Below are 21,874 nucleotides of genomic sequence, written 5' to 3'. Positions count from 1 at the left end.
AGTTTTCATTATAGCGCCCAAAATAGGAAGTGACAACCGAACCAGACTTGCGATAAAGTGAAAGCGAAGGGGGCTTCCACAACGATGAATCAAATCTCTGGAGCACAAAGATTGCTTTTTACAACTATAACCATTTTATATTGGACTTCCATGTATGTATATGTCCCTACGCTTTCACCTTACCTTAGTGATCGGGGATTGTCCTTGCCTTTTATCGGCATCGTGCTTGGAAGCTATGGTTTTGTCCAAATGTTCGTAAGATTTCCGCTTGGCATTTTGTCAGATCGTTTCGGAAAGCGCAAGCCTTTCATCCTATTAGGAATGTTAACCGCAGCAATAAGCTGCTTGCTGTTCCTCATCCCTGATTCATGGGTATGGCCGCTTGCTGGCAGATTGATGGCAGGCGTTTGCGCATCTACTTGGGTCGCGTTCACTGTGCTTTACGCCAGCTATTTTGGAGCCGGGCAGACAGGTCGTGCTATGGGCAATATAAGCGTGATGACGGTATCCGGACAAATGATTGGCATGCTCTTTAGCGGATGGTTAACGGATGGTTTTAGCTCAAGTGCTCCATTTATTGTAGGCGCTGTCATTGCTGTCCTTGGTCTAGTGCTTGCTTTCATGCTGAAAGAGCCTCGCTCGGAGCTGAAGGAACAGCCAGGAATGTCGTTTGCCATGATCAAAAATGTGGTAAAAACTAAAACATTGCTGCAGGTTTCTTTGTTGTCCATCCTTGCTCATGGCATTCTTTTTATAACGATGTTCGGATTTACACCTCTCAAAGCACAAGAAATGGGTGCAGACGGTCTGAAGCTCACCTTGCTCGTATTTTCTTTTATGCTCCCCCATGCTTTTGCCTCACTCGTTACAGCGAGGTGGTTTACGCCTAAATTCGGCTATTGGGGTACGATTGGCACTGGCTTTATATTGAGTACCATTTGTACAGGAGCTATGGTGTTTGCGGATTCTTTTGGCGTTCTTGTCGCAACGCAGGCGATTAATGGTTTTGCGCAAGGCTTACATATGCCGCTTTTGCTGGGACTGGCGATTCGAGATGTCGAGCTTCCTGGCCGTGCAACAGCAATGGGCTTATATCAAGCGCTATATGCCATTGGAATGTTCTCTGGACCTTTCCTTGCTGGATGGTTAAATGAAAGCTGGGGCTTGAACGGAGGTTTCCTATTTGGCTCGCTGCTTGGAGCTGTCGCATTTGCACTTGTAATCAAGTGGGCGATGTCAGATCGCAAAGCTAAGTTTGCCGCGCGCACGAATCATGCAGAGGAGGTAAGCGGATGATTAAGCCGCAGCTCGTTCTCGATATTGGAGGCGTGCTGGCGACAAACCTGTCGCCGCTCTTCTGGCAGCTGCTAGCTGCGGAAGCGATCGTTTCTGAAGAACAACTTTACTCCGAATATAAGCAGCAAATTAGCGAGCGGTTATGGACAGGCCAAATAACAGAGAAACAATTTTGGAGCTGGATTGCTGAATATACGCCAAACTTAACTAGTGCGCAAACCAGAAGTTTTATCGATAGATGCCTACTGCCGCTCCCTGCCCTTGCAGAAATCGGTAATTGGAATGCTGTTGCTGATATTCATGTGTTAAGCAATCATTTACCTGCATGGGTTGAACCCATCATTACACCTATCAAGCCTTATTTGAAAAGTATTACGATCTCAAGCGAAGCAGCACTCCAAAAACCTCATCCGGCTATTTTTGACAAAGTAAATGAACAGCTGCCGCCTGACAGCTTTGTTTTATTTGTTGATGATCATCCTAAAAACACAAAGCAAGCAGCGCTGCACGGATGGCATACGCTGCATGCTGATGAAGATGGACGTTGGATTTCACAGGTTATCCCTCTTTTAAAACAATACAGCAATAAGAAATAGAAATGAGCCTGCTGCTGCTGCAATACTCATTAAACGAGCATCTGCTCGTCCGAAGCGAAGCCGAAAGCTATACGTCGGCTTTCGCTTCGCATAACCAAAGCCGCGTGCTTCAAGCGCATCCGCCATTTGCTCCGCAAGACGCAATATTGAACGTACGTAGGGAATCAGAATCGGTAGAAGCCTTTTCATCGGTACCGTCTTAAGAGGCGTAACTGCCTTTCCTCTCGCATGAGCCAGCTTCGCAAACCGTTCCCATTCTCCTGTGAGTAAAGGAATAAACCGAAAAATAAGAGTGACGATGATTGCAAAGGAATGAATGGGCACCTTCAGCCTCTCTAGGACACCGAAGGTTTGCTCAAGCGAGCGCTGAAGTCGTAAAGGCGTCATCAGCTTTAGCATAGGCAGGCCTAAAAGCATAATCAACAAAAGCTTGCCTAATCGGATAACTATTGGCCAAACCTTGTCTAAATCAAAGGAAAGCGGTCGAATGCCAATTCCTGCTATTACGCAAAAAATAATAATCATAATGGCATACGCGCGAATGACTCGTCTCCAAGGCCAAATAAGTGTTCGAAACGGAATTAAAAGCAATATCGTTGAAACAGCTGCGACCGTTAGCTCCAATGCTGTTTTTTGCGCAAAAATGCTCGCAGATAGAAATAAATAAACGAGTATAAGCGCACGAGGATCAAAATAATTTGAACGAAGCAAAACCGATGGTTTAGCGACTTCTAATTGAGAAAGCTCTGTTTTCGCTTTTTCAACGAGCTTATCTTTTGGTTCTTCTTTTGGTTCTTCTTTTGGTTCTTCTTTTGGTTCTTCTTTTGGTTCTTCTTTTGGTTCTTCTTTTGAAAACGTGTTTGGCTTGTTGTGCTCAGTATCTATGCTGCTTACTATACCTTTTGCTATAACAACGCCTGCTGCTTCTGATTTCTGGTCGTCTCGACTCGCGAGAGCAATGGAAATCGCCGCAGCGAGCTCTTGCGGCGCCGGCCAAGGCGCCCCATCCGCGTCTGCGCGCTGGATGAACTGCTCCAGCGGCAAAGCCGCTTCCTCGCGCAGCGCGTCCAGCGCGCGAAGCGCCTGCGGCGCAGAGGCGGCATGCGCTATCGCCGCCGCCTTAGCCGCTGCGCGGACCGTGCCGCCGTCAACAACGGCGACCGCGTCCGCCAGCGGCAGCAGCGCGTCGAGGTCGTGCGTTGCCACGACCGCTCCGCACCCCGCCGCCCTGTGCGCTTCCAGCACCGCGCACAAGCGGCGAATACCGCCGGCGTCTAACCCCGCCGTCGGCTCATCCAGCAGCAGCCAATCCGGCTCACACGCCAATAAGCAGGCGAGTGACAGCCGTCGCTGCTGACCGCCGCTGAGCGTCCATGGATCACGCTCCAACAGCTCCACTGGAAGCCCTACTCTCGCAAGAGCTTCCGCGATTCTCTCCTCGATTATGGATGAATCGAGCTTATATGGCTTAAGAGAATAAACCATTTCTTCTCGTACAGATGACGCAAACCACTGTGACTCCGCATTTTGCATCGATATGCCAAGCTTAAGCACCACTTCTGGATTTAGACGGCTGCGGCGGCCATTCTCCATCCATAGCTGATCGGTGCCAAGCTCAATATTTCCGCTTTGAATCGATCGTATGCCCGCCAATGTCTCAAGCAGCGTTGACTTACCAGCACCATTTCGCCCGATTAAAAGTGTGATTTCACCTGCTTTAAAGGACGTATGTACTTCTTTTAGCAGCTGTTTTTCATTGTCATTCTCCGCGTGCACGCTAACGCCGTTTAACTGCCAGTCATCGCCCATATTGCTTCACCGCCTCTGCCAGCATAGTTGCTGTGAACGGAAAAGGCGAAAGCTTCACACCTTGCTCCTCTAACTCCCATGCCACCTGAGCACAATAAGGAGCCTCCAAACCAAGCTGCTCACAAAAACTATCCCTTGCTCCAGCAGCAGATCTAGCAAACCATTCTTCTACCCCGCCATCGTACATAATCGTACCGGCATTCATCGCAACGATTCGATCTCCCGCCTGCAGCTCCTCCAGCTTCTGCGTAATCCAAATGACCGTAATTCCGGCTTGCTGCAAACTTCTCGTTTGCTCCAGCACAGAGATGGCTGCTTCTGGATCCAGCATCGCTGTTACCTCATCAAGCACAAGCATTGGCGCTTTTAGTGCCAAACACCCAGCTATCGCAACGAGCTGCTTCTGCCCTCCGGATAAGGTTTCAATCGGTTGATGCATTCGCTCACCCATGCCTACTCTTTGCAGCGCTTGCTCGGCTTCAGATCGAATACTAGCCGCTTCCTGCTCATTCTGCTCCAGCATGACAATAATATCCTCGAGCGGCGTTGCCCCGATCATCGCTGCCTCAGGCTGCTGCATAACAATTGGAATCGGCTTCCCCTTTGCAGCAGTATGAATGTTCCTTAAGACTTGACCGCTGACGCCTGCTACACGAAAACCAGCAGCTACTTTCGCAACTGTGCTTTTCCCGCTTCCATTGCAGCCAAGCAGAGTAATCCATTCTCCCTCTTTTATAACAAGCGAAATATCTCTTATTATTGGTTTCCGTTTTTGTCCTTCACCTATTGCTGGAGGCGTAACGGTAACCTGCTTCAATTGTACCTGAATGCTCTGACTCAAAAAATTTCACCCAACCTCTTCCCGAAAACGATAGGCTATGCTACAATTCGATTTGTTAACCTGTTTTAAATATAAATGGTTAACAATATTATCGCAAGTACATAAAGGAGACTAGCATCATTATGCAAACCAGCAACATTCGCTCACTCGTCTTTATTTCTTTGTTCGCAGCTTTGTTTATCGTCATGAGTTCTTTGACAATAAAGTTCGGCGGCTCATTCGTCCCGATTACTCTTCAAACCTTAGCTGTTGGATTAGCCGGTCTCTTTCTAACGCCGCGCAACGCTTTCCTCAGCATATTTATCGTCATTTTGCTTGCTGCTATCGGCCTGCCCTTATTTAGCGGGCAAGGCGGTATCCCTCATCTAACAGGACCTACTGGCGGCTTTATATTCGCCTTCCCGTTCTGTTCGTTTTTGGTTAGCCTAGCGATTGGCGGATTTCTACGCAGTAAAATGTCCAAGGGAAATAAAGCCTTAGCTTTTATAGTTTTTTTCATCATTTTCGAGCTATTCAGCTCCATCACCTCATACATTCCAGGCATTCCATGGCTCATGAATGCTCTAGATCTTTCGTTCCAGAAAGCGATGACGGTCGGATTCTATCCGTTCATCATCGGTGATGCGATTAAATCATTGGCAGGCGCTATTTTAGCAACCTCTTTAACACCTTACATTGTCCATATACGCTCGTCAACCGTAAGAAACAGCGAAGAGAAATCGACATTTAACGTTTAAAATCGTATTGCTATGAAAGCAAAAAACCGCTTTTTCCGATTATGCATTTTGAATCGGAATATAGCGGTTTTTGTTTTAGACATCTACTTCGAAATGCCTCGCGAGTTACTTTCCTAAAGTTCTTAAAATGTTCCCGCGATATTCAGTATCCTTTTCTTTCAATTCAAAAACCTTATTCTGTACCGATATATTCATATATATTTCGCAATACAAATCAAGCTCATTATTATCATCGAAAAAGACCTTAAATTTAATATCTTCATTTGCAATATTTCTAGGGTCACCCTCTAGTGCAAAACATGTAAATGAGATTTCATCATCACACTTTAACTCTCCCTCATAGCCATAAAGCTCCAACAAAGCCTTAATGAACGAATCTGATTCTTTACCAATTGATTTAAGCGTTATTCCCTCAAAATAAAATGCCTCTTGATTGATTTCTCCCTGATTCCATCCAGGAATCATATCATTATTTATTAGCACTTCAAAGCCAACAATTTCATTTCCATATTGACCATGCACAAGAAAATAATTTCGATGATTTATCTCATGACTCTCAATGATGTCAAATTCTAAATCTTGAAAATCTTCTTCAGTGTTTTGGTTTATTTGTCTATATTTCATATGACTTAATCCCTTCCGCCAGTTATGTTAATTTGAAAAAAGTAACATTTCATATGTAAAAATGAAAGCCGCATGTCTGCATCCCAAAAAGAGCTGCAAAACATACGGCTTATAACGCTGGTCTAGCTTATTTTAGTCGCTGCACTCTTCAGGAGCTGGCTCTGACGCATCCTCAACGTTGATTTTCTCAGACACAGTATCACGGATGATCGAAATAACGAGCTGAAGCAAATAATTGATGTCGCTTTGACTTTGTTGGAACTCGGACACGATAGGAATACCGTCAAGCTCGTCCTGCAGCTCTTCCATTTCGCCTTCGATCTTTTTAACCATGTCTGCATTTTTGAAAGTGGTTTCGAAAGCAACAACTTCCTTTTGTTTTTTCTTAATTTTTGTAATTAACTGCTGCACACGCTCATTGCCGTTAATTTGCAGCTCTGCGCGGCGGTAGTGCTGTACTTCCTCAGAAGTAAAGATGAGATTCGCTAATTCTTTTGCTTTTTTCGAAATATCTTCGCGAACGATGAGATCCCGAGTATGGAAACTTGGAATTCCACAGCCTTCGCCATGCTCATGATCATGGTCACATTGCGCTGCTTGATTATCTGCTGTATGTTGCTCTGCCATTTGTCATCTCTCCTGTTTTACCGTTAGCTAACGGCTTCTTGTGCATCCTGTTCTATACTTTCGGCTTTGATATACCAAGTTTGTGCCTCGGTAACCTTAGCCATAATAAACTGGCCAACCCATTCCTTTGGACCTTCCAAATGCACTAATTTATTCGTACGCGTCCGTCCGGAAAGGACATTAGCGTTGTTTTTGCTTTCGCCTTCAATGAGAACCTCGACAATTTCGCCGCGAAGCTGCTCATTTTTTTCTCTCGCATTTGCAGCTAGCTGTGCATTGAGACGCTGTAAACGAGCTTTTTTCACCTCTAGCGGAACATTATCTTCCATACTAGCGGCAGGTGTACCCTCACGCGGAGAATAAAGGAAAGTATAAGCCGAATCAAAGCCAACTTCTTTCACCAGCGTCATCGTATCCTCAAACTGCTCGTCTGTTTCACCAGGGAAACCGACGATTATATCTGAAGTGAGCATCGCACCCGGTATTGCTTTTTTAATTTTAGCAACCAGCTCTAGATACATCTCGCGAGTATACTTGCGGCTCATTCGTTTCAATATTTCGGTGCTGCCGGACTGAACAGGCAAATGAATATGCTCAACCAAATTGCCGCCTGTTCCAAGCACCTCAATCAAATGATCGTCAAAATCACGCGGATGGCTCGTCATAAAGCGGATACGCGGAATGTCAATTTTGGACATATCATGCATCAAATCGCCAAAGCGATAGTTGATGTCTTCAAAATCCTTGCCATAAGCATTAACATTTTGCCCAAGCAATGTAATTTCTTTAAATCCTCGTCTAGCTAAGTCGCGCACTTCAGCAATGACATCTTCTGGACGTCTGCTGCGCTCTTTCCCGCGTGTATATGGCACGATGCAATACGTACAAAACTTATCGCATCCGTACATAATATTAACCCAAGCTCGCATTCCTTCGCGTTTCTTAGGCATATTTTCGATAATATCGCCTTCCTTGGACCATACCTCAACGACCAGTTCCTTACTGAAATAAGCATTTTGCAGCAAGTACGGAAGTCTATGAATGTTATGCGTACCAAAGATCATATCTACAAAAGAATGCTTTTGCAAAATACGTCCTACAACCGATTCTTCCTGCGACATACAGCCACAAACACCTAACAGCAAATCCGGTTTCTCCGTCTTCAGCGCTTTCAAATGGCCAAGCTCGCCAAACACTTTATCTTCGGCATTCTCACGAATGGCACATGTATTAAGTAAGATTACATCTGCAAGATTTCGATCCTCCGTAGCTGTATAACCCATTTCTTCGAACATGCCCTTCATGACTTCGGTGTCATGCTCGTTCATTTGGCATCCGTAAGTCTTTATTGCATAATAATGTTGCTTTTTACGGTTCATTTCTCTGAACATTTCTATAATTTCTTCTGTTTTGGCATCTTCGAACGTCAATACCTGAATATCTTCTTTACCCCGCTTCTTTTCGTCCCTATGATTTGGAGTTGAATTTATTTGGACATTGCGACCTTTGATACGGTAAGTTGTTTTACCGTCTTCTTGACTTAGGATCTTCGCATCCGAAAAGTCAAAGTATTTGGAGTAATCCTTAACCTTGTCGGATTTTAAGTCCGATGTATTTTGGTTCTCCTTTGACATGTTAAAAATCACTTCCCTCTATCTAAAATATAACTCATTATTTTTTTAACCCAATATAAAATTATAGCACAAATGACATAAGTATATCCATCTACAGGGAACGTAAAAAATTTAAACGAAAATGACCTTCCTTTAAAAACGAATTCTCTTTTTCCTCTGTAATTTGTCTAAGCTAGTTCTTATTGCTCTTAGATGCTTTAGATGACCTTAGATGACCTTAGATGACCTTAGATGACCTTAGATGACCTTAGATATTTTAGATACTTCTAGGTACTCTTAGATGTAAATCGTCCCCATATCGAATCGTATATACTTTGAAGTAATAAAAAGAGCCTTACATCGTAAGACTCTTTAAATAGTAAGTATGTATTATCATTTTTCAAATCTCTATTTACAAATTAAACTCATTTTTTAAAATTTCAAATAGCTCCCTTGCAGATTTCTCGTCAAACTGCATAGATTGACTCACAATATTGGTATGTACTCGTTCTTTAGATCCATATGTGTTTAATTGAATGTACTTCTTTCCATTTGTCATCAAAGTATTATAAGTACAATTCGCTTCAATCTGCAATCTTGAGTTTCTTTCCGCTTTTTCTATCTCTTTAATTAAAGCCATTAATCATCAAGCCTCCTATTAGTATTTGAGCAAGTTTTTTCACAATCAGTGCATCTCTTGCTTCAATGAATTCTTGAAAATTGTCAATCGTCAAAGGAATATCCGGTATATAATGTTCTTTCTATAATCGCTCTTCTTTTGGTCTGTTGAACAAACTGTATCTAGCCATTTATCAATGTCCATGTAGGATTTCTGCTGATTCGGTACCTTCAATCAACTGTAAATTACCTATGTAATTAAAATTCTCCGTATACATTATCAATTGCTTCTTTAATTGTAATTGGTCTTTCGAATGCTATATTTTTATCCTCCACATTGTTATTGGTTATATCAAAACAAATTAGGTCTATTTTACCACTGGGCGATCGCTGAGCATACTAAAAAAGAACTGCTACAAAAACAGTTCAAATTTAGAATATATAGACTAATCGGCTTTACTAATTTCAATTTTTATTTTTTTATACTCAGGATCCATCTTATGCAGTTCATCTCTGACCCTCTGGCGTAATTCAACAGCCGGTTTTAAGCAGTGTGCAATGAAGTCTTCATTACTGACTTTCATATCAGGGAAAATGATTTTGAGGAAGCCAGTCGCAAGTCTCTGAATCGCTTTATAGTCCCGTAAATCCTTACAATTTGTTAAATGCATATAACCACTTACAAAATCGGAGTAGTCCACTTTACCACGCAAATTATGAAGTATCTCAGAAAAGAAATCTCCTTTGAACCCAAGTGTTTTCGAAGGAGTATCATTAGACACTCTGGGCATTTGCCATCCAGGGATAATTCCATGTAATCGGTCAATAAATGCTGTTTCTTGCAAAAAGTTAGGTATTTCTTTCAAAATGCCCTCTTCTAGATAAAGCGGGTTTCGATTTTCATCGAGTGCAACGTTCCCAAGCATTACAAATCCTGCTTCGGAAGTAGCTTCCGTATTCCCACGGCTGAACTTCCCACTCTCTAAATATGTTTTTAGACCAGCAGCCAGTTCGGGATCTGCTTGTATACTCTGAATCTCATCAAGCACAACAGCATCATATTTAGCTATTAAGCCAGGTGTATTCTTGGTTTGATGAAAAAACATTACAGCAGGGCTGACTTTCCCACCGCGCACAACACGAGCATATCTCGAAAAATTATCATACACGTATGATTTACCAGTTCCTTTAGGTGCAAGTTCAATTAGATTGACACGAGGCTCAACAAAGGGAACAATCCTTGTAATTAAAATCATTTTTTGTTCGAGTGTGTATATGCCAGGATTAAAACCCATGCTTGATATTATAAGATTTATCCATTCATCAAATGTAAATTGCTCACGGCATTCAATAAAATAGTCTAAATCAACAGCATTGATTTGGAATGGTTTGAACGATCGGAGTATTACACTTCCACGATTATTTTCACTATCTGGCGGAGCGTAGAACAACTCCCCAACTCCCCAGACTCCACTCGCTAGCATTAAATCATTATCTTCCACTATTTGTGGAGAGATCATCGCATCATTGATGTCCAAAAATGGAATTCGCAAATTCCTGTTGCCTGTCTTTAAATTAACAGAAACACTATAATCGTCAAGTAACTTCACGCTTTCCATATTCAATAATTGGTTTTTAATTTGTTCCTTTTGTGCTTTCTGGGGTAGAAATTTATTTATAAAATCAGCTATCTTTTTTCTTGAATCATCAGTCAGTATACCTTCTTCTAGGAAATTAAATAGTATCCATTCTCCTACATAGGTGGGAATTGAACGTGCTGTAAAACCAGCCTGATGTACCAGATTCTTATTAATTACAACTTCTCCATAATTGTCTAGGGCTTTTTGTTCAAATTGTTCGAGCATTGCAATCCCCCCTTAAAAATCAAAATCAAACGTATTCTCTTGCATTGATTTAATTACAATTGGCAATTTGATCTCAGAACTATACTGTTTTGAAGCAAAGTCATATTGAATGCTAATAGACAGTTCAGTCGGAACAATACTCCCCTTACGCATGATTCGGACATTCTCAATATTGACATCAATTTTAGTCATTGAATCAATCTTTTCCACGATTAAGATATCATTATCGACAGAAACGAAAGGACTTAATATCGTAAGTTGCAAATTTTGAACAGGAATTTGATTTGTATTCTCAATAAGCAATAATAATTGACTCTTTACGTTAAATCTAAATGTGTTATCCCTTATAAGTACATTTGGTGGTATTACGGTGTGAGTTGATCTATGAAAATGTAGTAATGGTACTAGAATTTCTTCTGGAGATACTCCACCATGCAGATATTGATCTGCCGTGTTCTTCCTGAATGAATTGTAACCTTTTAATATCACATAGTTTGCATCAAGATTATATCGAATTCTCTCAAAGATATAACCAATTGTTTCAAGTTTGCTGCGGAAACGATTTAATTGTTCATCTGATACACAGATATACCGCTCCGTACCTTCAATAATTTTATCTCCTAAAAATATATCATCAACGTTTATTACTTTGTCATTAGAAATTTTTACAGAGCCATGGTCGGATACCACATAGATATCTATTTGAGGTCTATAAGCCAGACTCTTGCATACCAAATCAACTAAACCGTTCAGCTCATTGGAAATAACCTCTAATTTGGGACTTGCCATTTTATTCTGATCCATATGCATGTATTCATCAATCATCAAATAATTTAGAATTGCAAAGTTGACATCTTCCGGTAGCTGTTTTAAATCAGACACCTTTGTTGTATAAAACAACTGTTTGTTTTGGAATTGCTCACTAGTTTTTTGTTCAATCAGCTTCCGATAGTCTTGTTCATTTTTTGAAAATGTATAATTTGCCGAGAGTAATGCTGTTTTTGAAATCCTAGTTTCGGTAGGGATAGCAGCAATAAGGTTCTCTTTTTGTAGTAAATTAATGCTGTTTTTCTTAAACAAATTGATAAGGTGATTGTTCCAGCGTAATCCGATATTATCAATGATTAATAATAAAGTGAAAGATTGTTGGTCAATCTTTTGTTTTATATTAGGTAACAAATTCATGACAGTATTAGGATAAGAATATTTAATTTCGAAGTAATTTTTCGCAATCCAGTCAGAAAACAGGATACCATAAGAATCCAGTAGTTCATTATTTTCTTTACGTGTTTCTTGCCAACGCCGATATGGAAGATATTCATTCTCCGCCCATTCAAACCATGTTTTTGCATCTTCAAAGTTAGGTGCCGACGGGAAATCGGGGGAAAAAAGTAAATCTAATTCAGTTGATAGTTCTGGTTTTCTTGTCAATAACCGTATAAAGTGTGATTTAACTACTACAATCAATTTATTACGATCGAAATGTATCTGAGAGTTGATAAACTCAACCAGCGTCTCAAACTCGCTTTCTAATATCCCGCTTGTGCATCGAATTATTTCAGCTACTTCATCTAAGGTTGAAGCGCTGGTTAATAAACTATTTAATTCAACTCTAATAGCATTTGTTATTTCTATAGGAAGAGTGTTGGTATTCGGATAAAATTGCTTAATGCTCAAACTTGAAAGTTCGTAAATATATCCTTCTAAAAATCTGTTTCTAAGCTCGTTTGTATAACCTTTCAAAACAGCAAAGCTTGACACTATTTTTATGAATTTTTCAGGCGATTCAAACAGAATCTCAATTAATATCGAAATATTTTTATTATACTTTAAAGCCTTTTCCTTTTGATGATCGAGAATCAATTTTATACATTTAAGTTGTGACTTGTTTCTATAATCAGCAAACTTTGCCTCATTGCAGATTTTTTCTAACGTTGTTAACGTTAACTCAGTGAAATCAAAAGAGAAAAGAAAATAATGTTCCAATACGCTTTTCTCAAAATCACTTTGATCCTTCAGAACTGGAAAAATATCTAGAATTTCTTTCAAATCATCATCTAGAAGATAAGAAGGGGGAATAATCCCCCAAGTGTTAGTAACAAACTGTCTTAAAGTCATTTCACGAAACGTTAACATATCATTAGGTTCAAAGTTGTTTAATTCTCTAAGCCATGATAAGAGCTGCTGGTTTTGAACAATGATATCCGAGCGGCTGATGTTATTTGCTAACATTTCTCGAACTGTGTGGTACAGTTTTGGATAATCAGAAATCTTACTGAAAATTAACATGGAATCAGATAGATGCCTATTTGGATCGGCAAAAATTTGTATGCCGCTCAACACTTATTCCTCCAAACTGCTTAACATATTTAATAAAGTTTCTCTTATTACAGTATTAGTGACGTTCTTTTTATTTATTGCTGTCTGTATAATGCTATTGATGCATATCTCAAGAGAATTGTTATCATAAGGAATACTTGGAATCATAATAGACTCTTCAGATTCTGCTGCAACAGAAGAAGATCCAAAATTCATTACCGCTTGATGCTCTTTAATCATTGGTCGAGCTTGAAACCTTAATTTTCCCGCCCTAAATTTGTACTTTCTTATCAATCCATTTCTATTTTGATCGTCAACACTAACCAATTGTAAGATGAACTCATCAATCAATGGAGTAAAGTTTATCTCATTCTTTATCTCTTTAGGATTGCTTACCGGACTTAATGGGCTACTTCCATCGTCAGTGTATAGTACAGTGTAATTTTCACTAGGACTCTTAATTGTTATAGAACCCTTTTGGAAATAGTAAACATCTTGATTGCCCTCGGGGACTTTAATCCAGGCATCAGGAATAACCAATATTGGATCTTCTACATCAACTACAAATTGTTCAATATATACCTTAGCATGTTTAATTTTATGAGCCAGGTCAGCGGTCTTATCAGTAGACCATTCTAGCACTTTTTGTTGTACTAGCTGTTCTGACATATCAACTGCCAAGGTTTGTTCAGCATTGATACACGAGGCAGCATTCTTTATAACTATTTTGCTATCAGGGCTATGCTTGTGAAAACTTGTATCCTTCTGTATTTCAGTAAGAGAATCATACCAATTAACTATGCTCTTCCTAGTTTCTTCTTCAGTATACTTTCCAGTAAAACTTGGATTAAAGAGATTTGTAACTTGTTCAAAAATACTATCCAAAACTTTCTGCTTTGAATAAGGCATTTCTATTTTGGCTGATCTTAGGAAATCTAAAACACTTTCAACAGCAGAGTCACTTAGTAAGTCATTCTCATCACGTCCAATTATTGTTTGCAGTTTAGATATAATAAAATAAGGCATTGAACTATTTTTCATACCTGAAAATACATTAATCAGATTATGAAAACGTGTGTCCGAGTAAATAGAACCAACCTTGGAAACATTAGGTAACATTTCGTACCATTTCATTAATCGAGAATAACATTGGTCAACTGTAATGTTCTTATTAACAGGTATTGTCTCATATATTTGATAAATGGAATTTACGAATTTTTTTTCAATCTCTGTTAACTGTAAAATATCAATTACTGCATTTGGATGTTTCTTCTTACCTATTAAATCTTCTAAATCTGAAAAGGAATTAATCTTTAGATTATCTGGTGCATTAGGAGCTGACTTCAAATAGAGTGCACTATCGTAATAACGTAATATTATAGAAAAATAAAGTAGGAAAGCATATCTACCAACTCCATAATCTTGCGCGATTTTTATGAAATTAGAAAAAGGAATATTTTTTTGTTTGTTTTCAATTTCTAAAAACATAGCAGCCAAAGCCGGTAACGTTTCCTTATACGACGCAAACTTAGTATTGAGTTTACCTTTACACATGTTCTTGTTCTGTTCTGATATCACTAAGACATCCGCCGCGGCTAATACGTTATTAAAAATCCTCATATCTGAAGTGTCTAGTGCTTTAGTAGTATCCCAGGATAAATCACTTTCAAAATTTAATAATCGATCGACAGCATCTCTAAGTGCGTTCTGACCATTTTTTTCAATACTATGATTTTTATTTAGATCGGGGTGCTTTATTCTTGTGCGTTTATTTTCAAATAATTTTTGCAATACATAGCTAACAGAAGCATGCTCATCCTTGGAAATTGGAATAACATTTCCTTCTTTTTCAGTCCAATTAATATTTTTTTGGTCGGAGTATTGCTTCAGTTGATCCGAGATAAGTTTTGCCTGATAGTTTTTCTTGTCTTGAACTAGTGCGAATTCTTGTTCTGAAATCGCTGAACTAGATATACTCTCCAGAGCAATATATCTAGCCACTTGTTCTTTCACAGGAATATCATTTTTAGGAACCCCTATTAGTATTCGTGAGTTTTTATTATGCATTGATAGGGATCTTGCCTTATCCCTCTCATCTAATGTCTCACAGATTACAATGAGTGAAACGCCTTCATATGATTTTGTGAAATCTTGTTCTTCAAACATCGCTCTAGAAATTTTCTCAAAGAAATTCTTACTTTCTAGCTCTTTAACTGTTGTAAAGACGCGTAAAAACCGTTTATCTTCTGACCATTCTAAATTGTATGCCTTACCCGAGTAAAAGTCGTCTCGGAAAAGTTGATACAATTCAGAATGATCTCTAATTTTACCAATACGAGAAAACTCATCTACGACATTAAAGTTGTAATGTTCTTCCTTAGAGACATACTCTTCGATTAATCCATCAATATCAATCAAATCATTTTTCTTAAACTCATATGCATCAGACTGTTTGTTGTAAAACAAAATATGCCTATCTGCCAGATATCTCAGGATGGATTTAATCTTGGCAGCAAGCTCTGGGAATAAATTAGCATTAGCATTTAATCCAAACAAAATATTAGTAGCATTAGGTACAACATTCGCTAAATGATATAAAACAAGAGTTTGAAGTATACGCTCTGCCCAAAGTTCATTTTCATCAACAATTAGGGTTTTCTCTTTGGCATGAACCTTTTTCCATTCCCTCAAGGATGCTTCAAAATTCCTGATTATGGATTTCTTACTGTCAGGAAGTTCGAGATTATCAGAACTAATTAATTGGTTGAAGTACCGAAATAAGTAGTCTACCGTATAAAAATTCAGATTCCCTTTGTCGTCCAATATATTATGTGTATGAGTATACCAGTTGTAAGATCCTTCTTCACTACTGTTACGATAGGCTTTTGTGAAAAATGTAAATACGGAACGATTGTTAGACGCAATATCTTTCGACAGTTCAAGTAGGACATGAGTAGCCATCGGGTGCATAGGATAAATATTTTCAATGATTTTCTCCCGAAGCTTTTTCCCTGAGCTAGAAAGGTGTGAAAAAATCTCATGTTCTTTACATGATTGCGTTAGAGAATCAAAAACATGACGGTTTGGACGTATAAGTTGTTTCCATGATTCAGAGTTTTTATTTGGGATTACTATTGCAGAAATAATGTCTTCGAATCCTTCTGTTTTAAGAGAAACTTCTTCTACACGATTGTTAACTACAGAAAAATCATCTTCGTTATATCGAGACTTATAACTGATAAACGATCTATGTCCCGTAGCTAACATAAAAACAGGAGCACCATTAATAAATGATTTAGAACAATATTCTCCAAAAGCTTGGAACACATTCAAATTTGAACCAAAACGTTGTTTTTCTTTTAATATGTAATCAAACTCATCGAATAAAATTGCAATCCCCTGAAAATTTTCCAAGAATAAAGGGCTTTGTACTAAATCCTTCACAATCTCTACCAAATTATTTTTATCCATCATGAAATCAACTGTAGTGATTTCCTTATGAATTTGTCTAAATATAACTAATTTTTCTGAATCGAGATCCTTATCAAGAGCTTTAATAAATTGATTAGGAGTTGTTCCGGGCAGTTTGCTCATTAAAGAACGTTCAAAATCGGAATAGAAGTCTTTTAATCCTTCATTGGAGAATCTTTTCCAATCCTCGATTTTTCTAACTGCTTCTCTATATGGAGTAGCTAATTGAGCACTATCAATTCCTTCTCTTTCCAATGCAGTGATAATAGATTTAAGAATGATCTCCATGAAAGAATTATCACTGTCATAATCACAAATGCAGACAAGAAACTTACCATTCTTTCTTTTGATTTTCCATTTGTCAATGTCATTTATGGATTCTCCATCTTGCTCTGACATATGTGCAAAGTTTTCGAAGAAAGTTTCAATTTCTGGTGCCGTAGAAGGGTGCGTCAAATAATTTGCAAGCATTAAACTTAGATGAGACTTGCCGGTACCATAGCTACCTGTTAACAGAAAAAACCTTTTACTGTCACGCTCTAGTAGAGCTCTAGTGATTTTCTCAAATGCTGCTCTATGGGAACGTATAGGCATATAACGCTCCATACGCTCTAAATTGACTTTATAATCATCATATTCTTCCCTTAAATTTACTTGAGTAGAGTAAGCGCTTTTTATTTCAATAATGTTTGAGATTTTGTTCATCATTGAGGTCCTCCTAGTAGTATCTCGTTAATATCCATCACTCTAGGTGAGTGATGGGCATCGTTTTTCCAGTCACATTTCATTAGTTGATCGTCTTTAAGAATTAAAAAAATAAAGACCGTATCTCTATACGGTGAAATAGTATTCATTTCAATCATTTTTAGAAATCGATTTCGCATTGAAGTAGACCATACAGTCCAAAGCATATCAATGCCCTCTAAAACTACAACTTCTTCTGTTGGTGTTACCAATTCCCTAAGCGTATTTTTCAAATCATCAGGATCGAATGTGTCAATACATGTATTACGCAATTGATTTTGTACAAACTCATCTACGATCGAGATGTACTTCGCTTCTAGTGCACTAGCGATATCACTTCCAACATTAGGAGATAAAGAATGAATATTCCCAAGGATAATAATCGCTTTATATCGTTCTGTTTTCTGAACTTCGACGAGGTCGTTAAGGTGTATTGAATTAGTCATGATTACCTCTGTAATACATCTTAACTCCATCAAGAAACGTATGATTATGAACAAAACGAATCTGATCTAGATCTGCTCTTGATTCCAATTGTATCAATTTCACTTTGTGCAGTTCTTCAATCATCCGTCTAATATTTATTGAAGAGTATAAGCTAACACGTCCTGGACTGTTGAACTCACTGCATAGAAAAGAAACATCCATTGTAGATGCACCTTGATAATTACGTTCTTTATACAGCAAAACTAAAGCATAAAATATGATAATGGACATAGGTTGATTTTTATAAGAATAAACTCCATCGTTAGTCTTCGCAATAATTCCTAGTTTCGAAAATTGTTGTTCACTGTATGCATTAAGCAGGCTATTAAGCTCACTTGGAACATTTGTTTTAATTGTTGCGGGTGTAAAAGTTTCATGTAGATCATCAAAATAATGATAATACTCATTACTTTGATGACCTGTTGGCATTTCATGAAGAATTGTATTAAATAAGCGATTCCAAATAATCAACTCTTGATTAGAAGCTGCAATATAATGCATTAACCAAAGTGTACCGTTGTCTCCAACATATGGATCATATTCGTTAACAAGCTTACCAAATAAAGTCGGTTTATAAACTTTTGGTATTAATAATCCGGTAGCGCTGCAATAATTCGCAATGCACTTCACCATTCTTGACGATACCCCCATGTTCTTTGTAACCCACTCTTTGGAGTGGGTTGGCAAATTAGAATCATTGACCAGTTGAAGCAAGGAAGCTACAGTGTCAAATTTCATGTGGTAACCTTCTGATAAATAAAGTTTAGGTTTACTCATTTTCATTACCCTCTTCACCCATTCTAAACCGATAGTCGTAATTTATAATAAAAGAAAGCTCTTCTTCGTTAAGTCCATAATACTCAGCAATAAATCCATCTATCTTATCAATAATAGGCTTAGATAACTGATGGTCAACGGAATCTAAAGTTACTTGACCGAGGTTCCCACCAAGATTCATAATCAGTTGCTTTTTATTTGTCTTGAAATTATCCATTAACTCATTGAATACATTGCTTAAATTGTTGATCATTTCTAGAGAAAGACTGTCCCAATTAAAGCTAAAATCCATAACATCCCTTTTCGTTAGATGCCTACAATCGGAAACAACATTCCACCACCAATAAAATAGAGCACTATTCACTATGCATCCAAATACACTTTTCTTTAACTCGTCACTAAAGGAAAGAGTCTTATACTCTGTTGATTGCTTATGTCCTTGCTTTTCACTGTAGAAACCAGGAACATAATCCATAGCTTTATTCCAGTACCTAGGGGTTCCATGATAGTAAAGATAGATCTCTCCGTCATTATCGGTAATTGACGCCAAATTATTTTTTACAGATTTAATTTTTTGAAATATGTTGTTTTCAATTACGTTGCCAAGTTTTGGTATAATCCCATCCGTGACAATCTCAATATAACAGCGAGAATATTTTAACATTTCCGTGAATAGTTGCTTCCTTTCATGAGAGTACCACTTCATATAGGAAGTGGTATACAGTTCAACCTCAGATTTGTTATCAATAGCTTTCGTCCCCATAATTATGGACAATCTTTGCTCAACTTTTTGAAATAATTTTGATGGTCTAGTTGAATAGTTGCTTATATACAACTTACTCATACTGGACAACAAGTGTTTCTGGAGCGGAATCATAGTTTTCCCAGCAACTGATGAAATAGGAACAATTACACCAAAGTATCCTTCACCTTTGCTATGTTTAAGGGCTCTTTCCATCATATAAGAGTATAAATTATTTGTCTGTAGAGTCTGGGTAATACTTTGCCTATATGGTTTTGTATCCGTAACAACAACGTAAGGGGGATTACCAATAACTATATCAAACCCACCATTTTCCATAATATCAGGGAACTCTAAATCCCAATGAAAATATTGTTGCTGTTGAGCATGTAGCAGGTATTCTTCATACACATCGAGATTAATATCAAATTCGGAATCATTATAGTTTAACAACTTAAGGAAGGTTTCATCGTGTACTTTACCATCTATCTGTAACATACCTAAATAAACATTGAATTTTTTCTTTAGAAGATCTACTTCACTATTAATTTCATCATAAAGATCTTTTTTCGCATGCACTTGGTCTCTTGTCTCTTCTGGCATTTGTGAGATTAGATTGTATTTGTTAAGTATATTTTCGATTACGCTGTTATAGGAAGCTGTAAAAATGTCATATTCACCGTTCATCCAATCATTGATTTGCTGTTGAACCTTTCTCTTGTCTATACCGATTAAGCTATTTCCTACTTTCAAATGGTGATCCATAAATGATAAGGGCTTATTTTTTGCAGCAGAAACAAGCCATAAAGACAGTTTGCCCAGATGTAGTGCTAGCGGATTAATATCAATACCGAATATACAATGACTTACTACTTGTATTTTCCAGTATGAGAGATCACCATTCAGATATTCACTTTCCCATTCAGTCGAATGAACTAAATCCATAATAAAATTAGCAATATAATGTGTTGTATTAACTAGAAAGTGTCCGCTTCCCATTGAATTATCAAGAACACTTAGAGTTAATATGTTCTTTTGAATAAATTCATGAACATTTTGGTCAATACTGTTATGAATCGCTTGTGTTTCCGAAAAATTGATTGCTGTAAGCAATCTGCTTTGTTCATTTTTCAAAAGTTGATTGAATTGAGATCTAATTTCTTCTAATTTTTTACCAACCGTATTTTCAATAATGTAATTTACAACATCTTCTGGTGTATAATAACTGCCGGTTTCTTTACGTTCTAATGCATCTTGGGAGAGGTAGATCTTCCCTTTCGAAATAATACTATTTCGTTCTGTTTGTTTCACTGTTGTTTCAGAGGTCGGAATATAAACAACTTTCCCTTTCGAAGATCTTCTTACTAATTCTTCTTCAGCAATAAATAGATTGAATTCAAGCAAGCCTTCATATAAACTGCCCAAACTCCTTACAGATAAATCTTTGAATTCAATACGATCTTTAAATCCATCGTTCTTGTCTTTTACGAAAGAGAGCCCGCATAAGACTTCGGCAAAGTAACTGTCAGAAATAGAATAACCATTAAGAATCTCATGGTACTCATTATCGAAAAGTCCACCATTGTATGCCTTCATATCTATATCATCCCATCCGGAATTAATATAGCCGCGCAATATATCCAGCTTTCTCCATAGTGAATATGAATCAACGTAATTTACCAAATCGCCTGAATTATATAAATCTCTGGCAGATTGAGCTAACGATTCGAAACTTTGCTTTACATATGTTTCGTTTTCCATAGGAAATAGGGATCTTGATTCCGCATATTGTATAAACAACATACGATATAATAAAATAATCGAGTCCTCGAAAATTTTTCTGCGTTCTAACTCAGAATACTGTTCTTTTCCGATACTTTGAATAAAACCATAACTTATATCTGTTACAATTTGTTCGATTTTACCCTTCAAAACATTTTCAAGCTTTTCCATTTCTTTTTCGCTATTCTCGAAATGAATCTCAATTTGAGATTTAACCTCACTTGTAACAGAAAAGTATGATTTAGCTTGACAAAATAATGAAAACGCTTTTGCGTCTTCATTCATATCAGTTTTAGCAAATAATACATCAGTTAAGTTTATTTCCAAATAAGTTTCATATGGACTTACAGACTGTACATCATAAATACGCCAGATTAGTCCGTTTGTTAGAAAAGCCCATCTAACATTTTCTTTACGTGCTAATTGAACAGCCGTATAGCCGAAGTTTTTCCCTTTGACTTCCGATGATACTTCATCAGAGTAGTGAAGAGCTACCAAAGTACCTATTGGCTTTTCTTTCAAGGAATCCGCATAGAGCTTAAAGTTATTTACACTATCAGATATTGAATTAAAATTAAAAAATGTCCCAACATAAGAAATAATAAAATCATCAATATACTCTTCTAACGAATATTCTTCTTTATCGCTATTTTTATCTACGTATGTTTTTACATCTTGAAAAAACATACGAATGCCTTCAATTGAATTTTTGATCATTTCATTTTTGATTTTAGATATAACTAATTTAAGATACGTCTGTGATATAAAACCGTTGTTGAGCATTTTCAATTTCTCCTCAAAATTAATATCTTGTTCTAAAAATAAAACGACAGCAACCTTATTTATTCGACTAAAGCTTTATACTTCCCTGCTTTCATAGTAAAAAAGCCCTGTTGAAAGAGGGCTTTAAGTCATAAAATTCATCTG

At 37.8% G+C, this 21,874-nt stretch carries 15 protein-coding genes; 3 read left to right on the top strand and 12 right to left on the bottom strand.

Translation table 11 applies throughout. The annotated features are described in order from the left end of the window. The first annotated feature begins 84 nt into the window (after positions 1-84). Complete coding sequence (locus tag BK120_RS19875; protein ID WP_076269243.1) at positions 85-1,296, top strand: MFS transporter; 1,212 nt, start codon at positions 85-87, stop codon at positions 1,294-1,296. Then, complete coding sequence (locus tag BK120_RS19870) at positions 1,293-1,892, top strand: HAD family hydrolase (protein ID WP_076269242.1); 600 nt, start codon at positions 1,293-1,295, stop codon at positions 1,890-1,892. Before BK120_RS19875 ends, BK120_RS19870 begins: the two co-directional genes overlap by 4 nt. Here BK120_RS19870 and BK120_RS19865 read toward each other — a convergent pair. Together BK120_RS19865 and BK120_RS19860 are read right to left on the bottom strand one after the other, a co-directional pair. Then, positions 1,866-3,701: an ATP-binding cassette domain-containing protein gene (locus BK120_RS19865; protein WP_076269241.1), complete on the bottom strand. Its 1,836-nt coding sequence runs from the start codon at positions 3,699-3,701 to the stop codon at positions 1,866-1,868. The two genes, BK120_RS19870 and BK120_RS19865, sit on opposite strands and share 27 nt — an antisense overlap. Then, on the bottom strand, positions 3,691-4,542 hold the full coding sequence (locus BK120_RS19860) for an ATP-binding cassette domain-containing protein (RefSeq protein WP_076269240.1): 852 nt from the start codon (positions 4,540-4,542) through the stop codon (positions 3,691-3,693). Before BK120_RS19860 ends, BK120_RS19865 begins: the two co-directional genes overlap by 11 nt. Before the next feature lie 122 nt (positions 4,543-4,664). On the opposite strand from BK120_RS19860, the gene BK120_RS19855 reads away from it, so the two are divergent. Next, a complete protein-coding gene (locus tag BK120_RS19855) occupies positions 4,665-5,279 on the top strand; it encodes a biotin transporter BioY (protein ID WP_076269239.1) in 615 nt (204 codons plus the stop codon). Positions 5,280-5,384: 105 nt separating this feature from the next. On the opposite strand, the gene BK120_RS19850 is transcribed toward BK120_RS19855, so the two are convergent. From BK120_RS19850 to BK120_RS19805, 10 genes are all read right to left on the bottom strand, one after another. After that, positions 5,385-5,903: a hypothetical protein gene (locus BK120_RS19850; protein ID WP_076269238.1), complete on the bottom strand. Its 519-nt coding sequence runs from the start codon at positions 5,901-5,903 to the stop codon at positions 5,385-5,387. 132 nt (positions 5,904-6,035) lie between these two features. Next, positions 6,036-6,530 (bottom strand): YlbF/YmcA family competence regulator, encoded by a 495-nt coding sequence (locus BK120_RS19845; RefSeq protein ID WP_076269237.1) that lies wholly within the window; start codon positions 6,528-6,530, stop codon positions 6,036-6,038. 23 nt (positions 6,531-6,553) lie between these two features. After that, positions 6,554-8,164, bottom strand: a complete 1,611-nt coding sequence (miaB, locus tag BK120_RS19840; RefSeq protein WP_076269236.1) for a tRNA (N6-isopentenyl adenosine(37)-C2)-methylthiotransferase MiaB — start codon at positions 8,162-8,164, stop codon at positions 6,554-6,556. Positions 8,165-8,555: 391 nt separating this feature from the next. Further along, positions 8,556-8,783, bottom strand: coding sequence for a hypothetical protein (locus BK120_RS19835; protein ID WP_076269235.1), 228 nt, complete (start codon positions 8,781-8,783; stop codon positions 8,556-8,558). A gap of 424 nt (positions 8,784-9,207) precedes the next feature. Then, complete coding sequence (gene brxL, locus BK120_RS19830) at positions 9,208-10,626, bottom strand: BREX system Lon protease-like protein BrxL (RefSeq protein ID WP_076269234.1); 1,419 nt, start codon at positions 10,624-10,626, stop codon at positions 9,208-9,210. Positions 10,627-10,638: 12 nt separating this feature from the next. Continuing rightward, positions 10,639-12,966 carry a PglZ domain-containing protein gene (locus BK120_RS19825; RefSeq protein WP_144376800.1) on the bottom strand — a complete coding sequence of 776 codons (2,328 nt, stop codon included), beginning with the start codon at positions 12,964-12,966 and terminating at the stop codon, positions 10,639-10,641. Positions 12,967-12,969: 3 nt separating this feature from the next. Next, complete coding sequence (locus BK120_RS19820) at positions 12,970-17,124, bottom strand: hypothetical protein (protein ID WP_076269232.1); 4,155 nt, start codon at positions 17,122-17,124, stop codon at positions 12,970-12,972. Further along, positions 17,121-17,606 carry a hypothetical protein gene (locus BK120_RS19815; protein ID WP_076269231.1) on the bottom strand — a complete coding sequence of 162 codons (486 nt, stop codon included), beginning with the start codon at positions 17,604-17,606 and terminating at the stop codon, positions 17,121-17,123. Before BK120_RS19815 ends, BK120_RS19820 begins: the two co-directional genes overlap by 4 nt. Continuing rightward, positions 17,599-18,423 carry a DUF4007 family protein gene (locus BK120_RS19810; RefSeq protein WP_076269230.1) on the bottom strand — a complete coding sequence of 275 codons (825 nt, stop codon included), beginning with the start codon at positions 18,421-18,423 and terminating at the stop codon, positions 17,599-17,601. Before BK120_RS19810 ends, BK120_RS19815 begins: the two co-directional genes overlap by 8 nt. Then, the gene (locus tag BK120_RS19805) at positions 18,416-21,730 is read right to left on the bottom strand and encodes an Eco57I restriction-modification methylase domain-containing protein (protein ID WP_076269229.1); all 3,315 of its coding nucleotides are present in this window, start codon (positions 21,728-21,730) and stop codon (positions 18,416-18,418) included. Before BK120_RS19805 ends, BK120_RS19810 begins: the two co-directional genes overlap by 8 nt. Positions 21,731-21,874 lie beyond the last annotated feature (144 nt).

Origin of the sequence: Paenibacillus sp. FSL A5-0031 (assembly GCF_001956295.1) — a bacterium.
Lineage (GTDB): Bacteria > Bacillota > Bacilli > Paenibacillales > Paenibacillaceae > Pristimantibacillus.
The sequence above is the reverse complement of the archived record's forward strand: the minus strand, read 5'-3'. Positions and strand labels throughout refer to the sequence as shown.

Bases quoted from the DNA above. Each gene is read 5' to 3' on its own strand.
- BK120_RS19845 (WP_076269237.1), bottom strand. From the start codon at position 6,530: ATGGCAGAGCAACATACAGCAGATAATCAAGCAGCGCAATGTGACCAT.
- BK120_RS19835 (WP_076269235.1), bottom strand. From the start codon at position 8,783: ATGGCTTTAATTAAAGAGATAGAAAAAGCGGAAAGAAACTCAAGATTG.
- BK120_RS19810 (WP_076269230.1), bottom strand. From the start codon at position 18,423: ATGAGTAAACCTAAACTTTATTTATCAGAAGGTTACCACATGAAATTT.
- BK120_RS19815 (WP_076269231.1), bottom strand. From the start codon at position 17,606: ATGACTAATTCAATACACCTTAACGACCTCGTCGAAGTTCAGAAAACA.
- BK120_RS19805 (WP_076269229.1), bottom strand. From the start codon at position 21,730: ATGCTCAACAACGGTTTTATATCACAGACGTATCTTAAATTAGTTATA.
- BK120_RS19875 (WP_076269243.1), top strand. From the start codon at position 85: ATGAATCAAATCTCTGGAGCACAAAGATTGCTTTTTACAACTATAACC.
- brxL (WP_076269234.1), bottom strand. From the start codon at position 10,626: ATGCTCGAACAATTTGAACAAAAAGCCCTAGACAATTATGGAGAAGTT.
- BK120_RS19820 (WP_076269232.1), bottom strand. From the start codon at position 17,124: ATGATGAACAAAATCTCAAACATTATTGAAATAAAAAGCGCTTACTCT.
- BK120_RS19870 (WP_076269242.1), top strand. From the start codon at position 1,293: ATGATTAAGCCGCAGCTCGTTCTCGATATTGGAGGCGTGCTGGCGACA.
- BK120_RS19855 (WP_076269239.1), top strand. From the start codon at position 4,665: ATGCAAACCAGCAACATTCGCTCACTCGTCTTTATTTCTTTGTTCGCA.
- miaB (WP_076269236.1), bottom strand. From the start codon at position 8,164: ATGTCAAAGGAGAACCAAAATACATCGGACTTAAAATCCGACAAGGTT.
- BK120_RS19850 (WP_076269238.1), bottom strand. From the start codon at position 5,903: ATGAAATATAGACAAATAAACCAAAACACTGAAGAAGATTTTCAAGAT.
- BK120_RS19865 (WP_076269241.1), bottom strand. From the start codon at position 3,701: ATGGGCGATGACTGGCAGTTAAACGGCGTTAGCGTGCACGCGGAGAAT.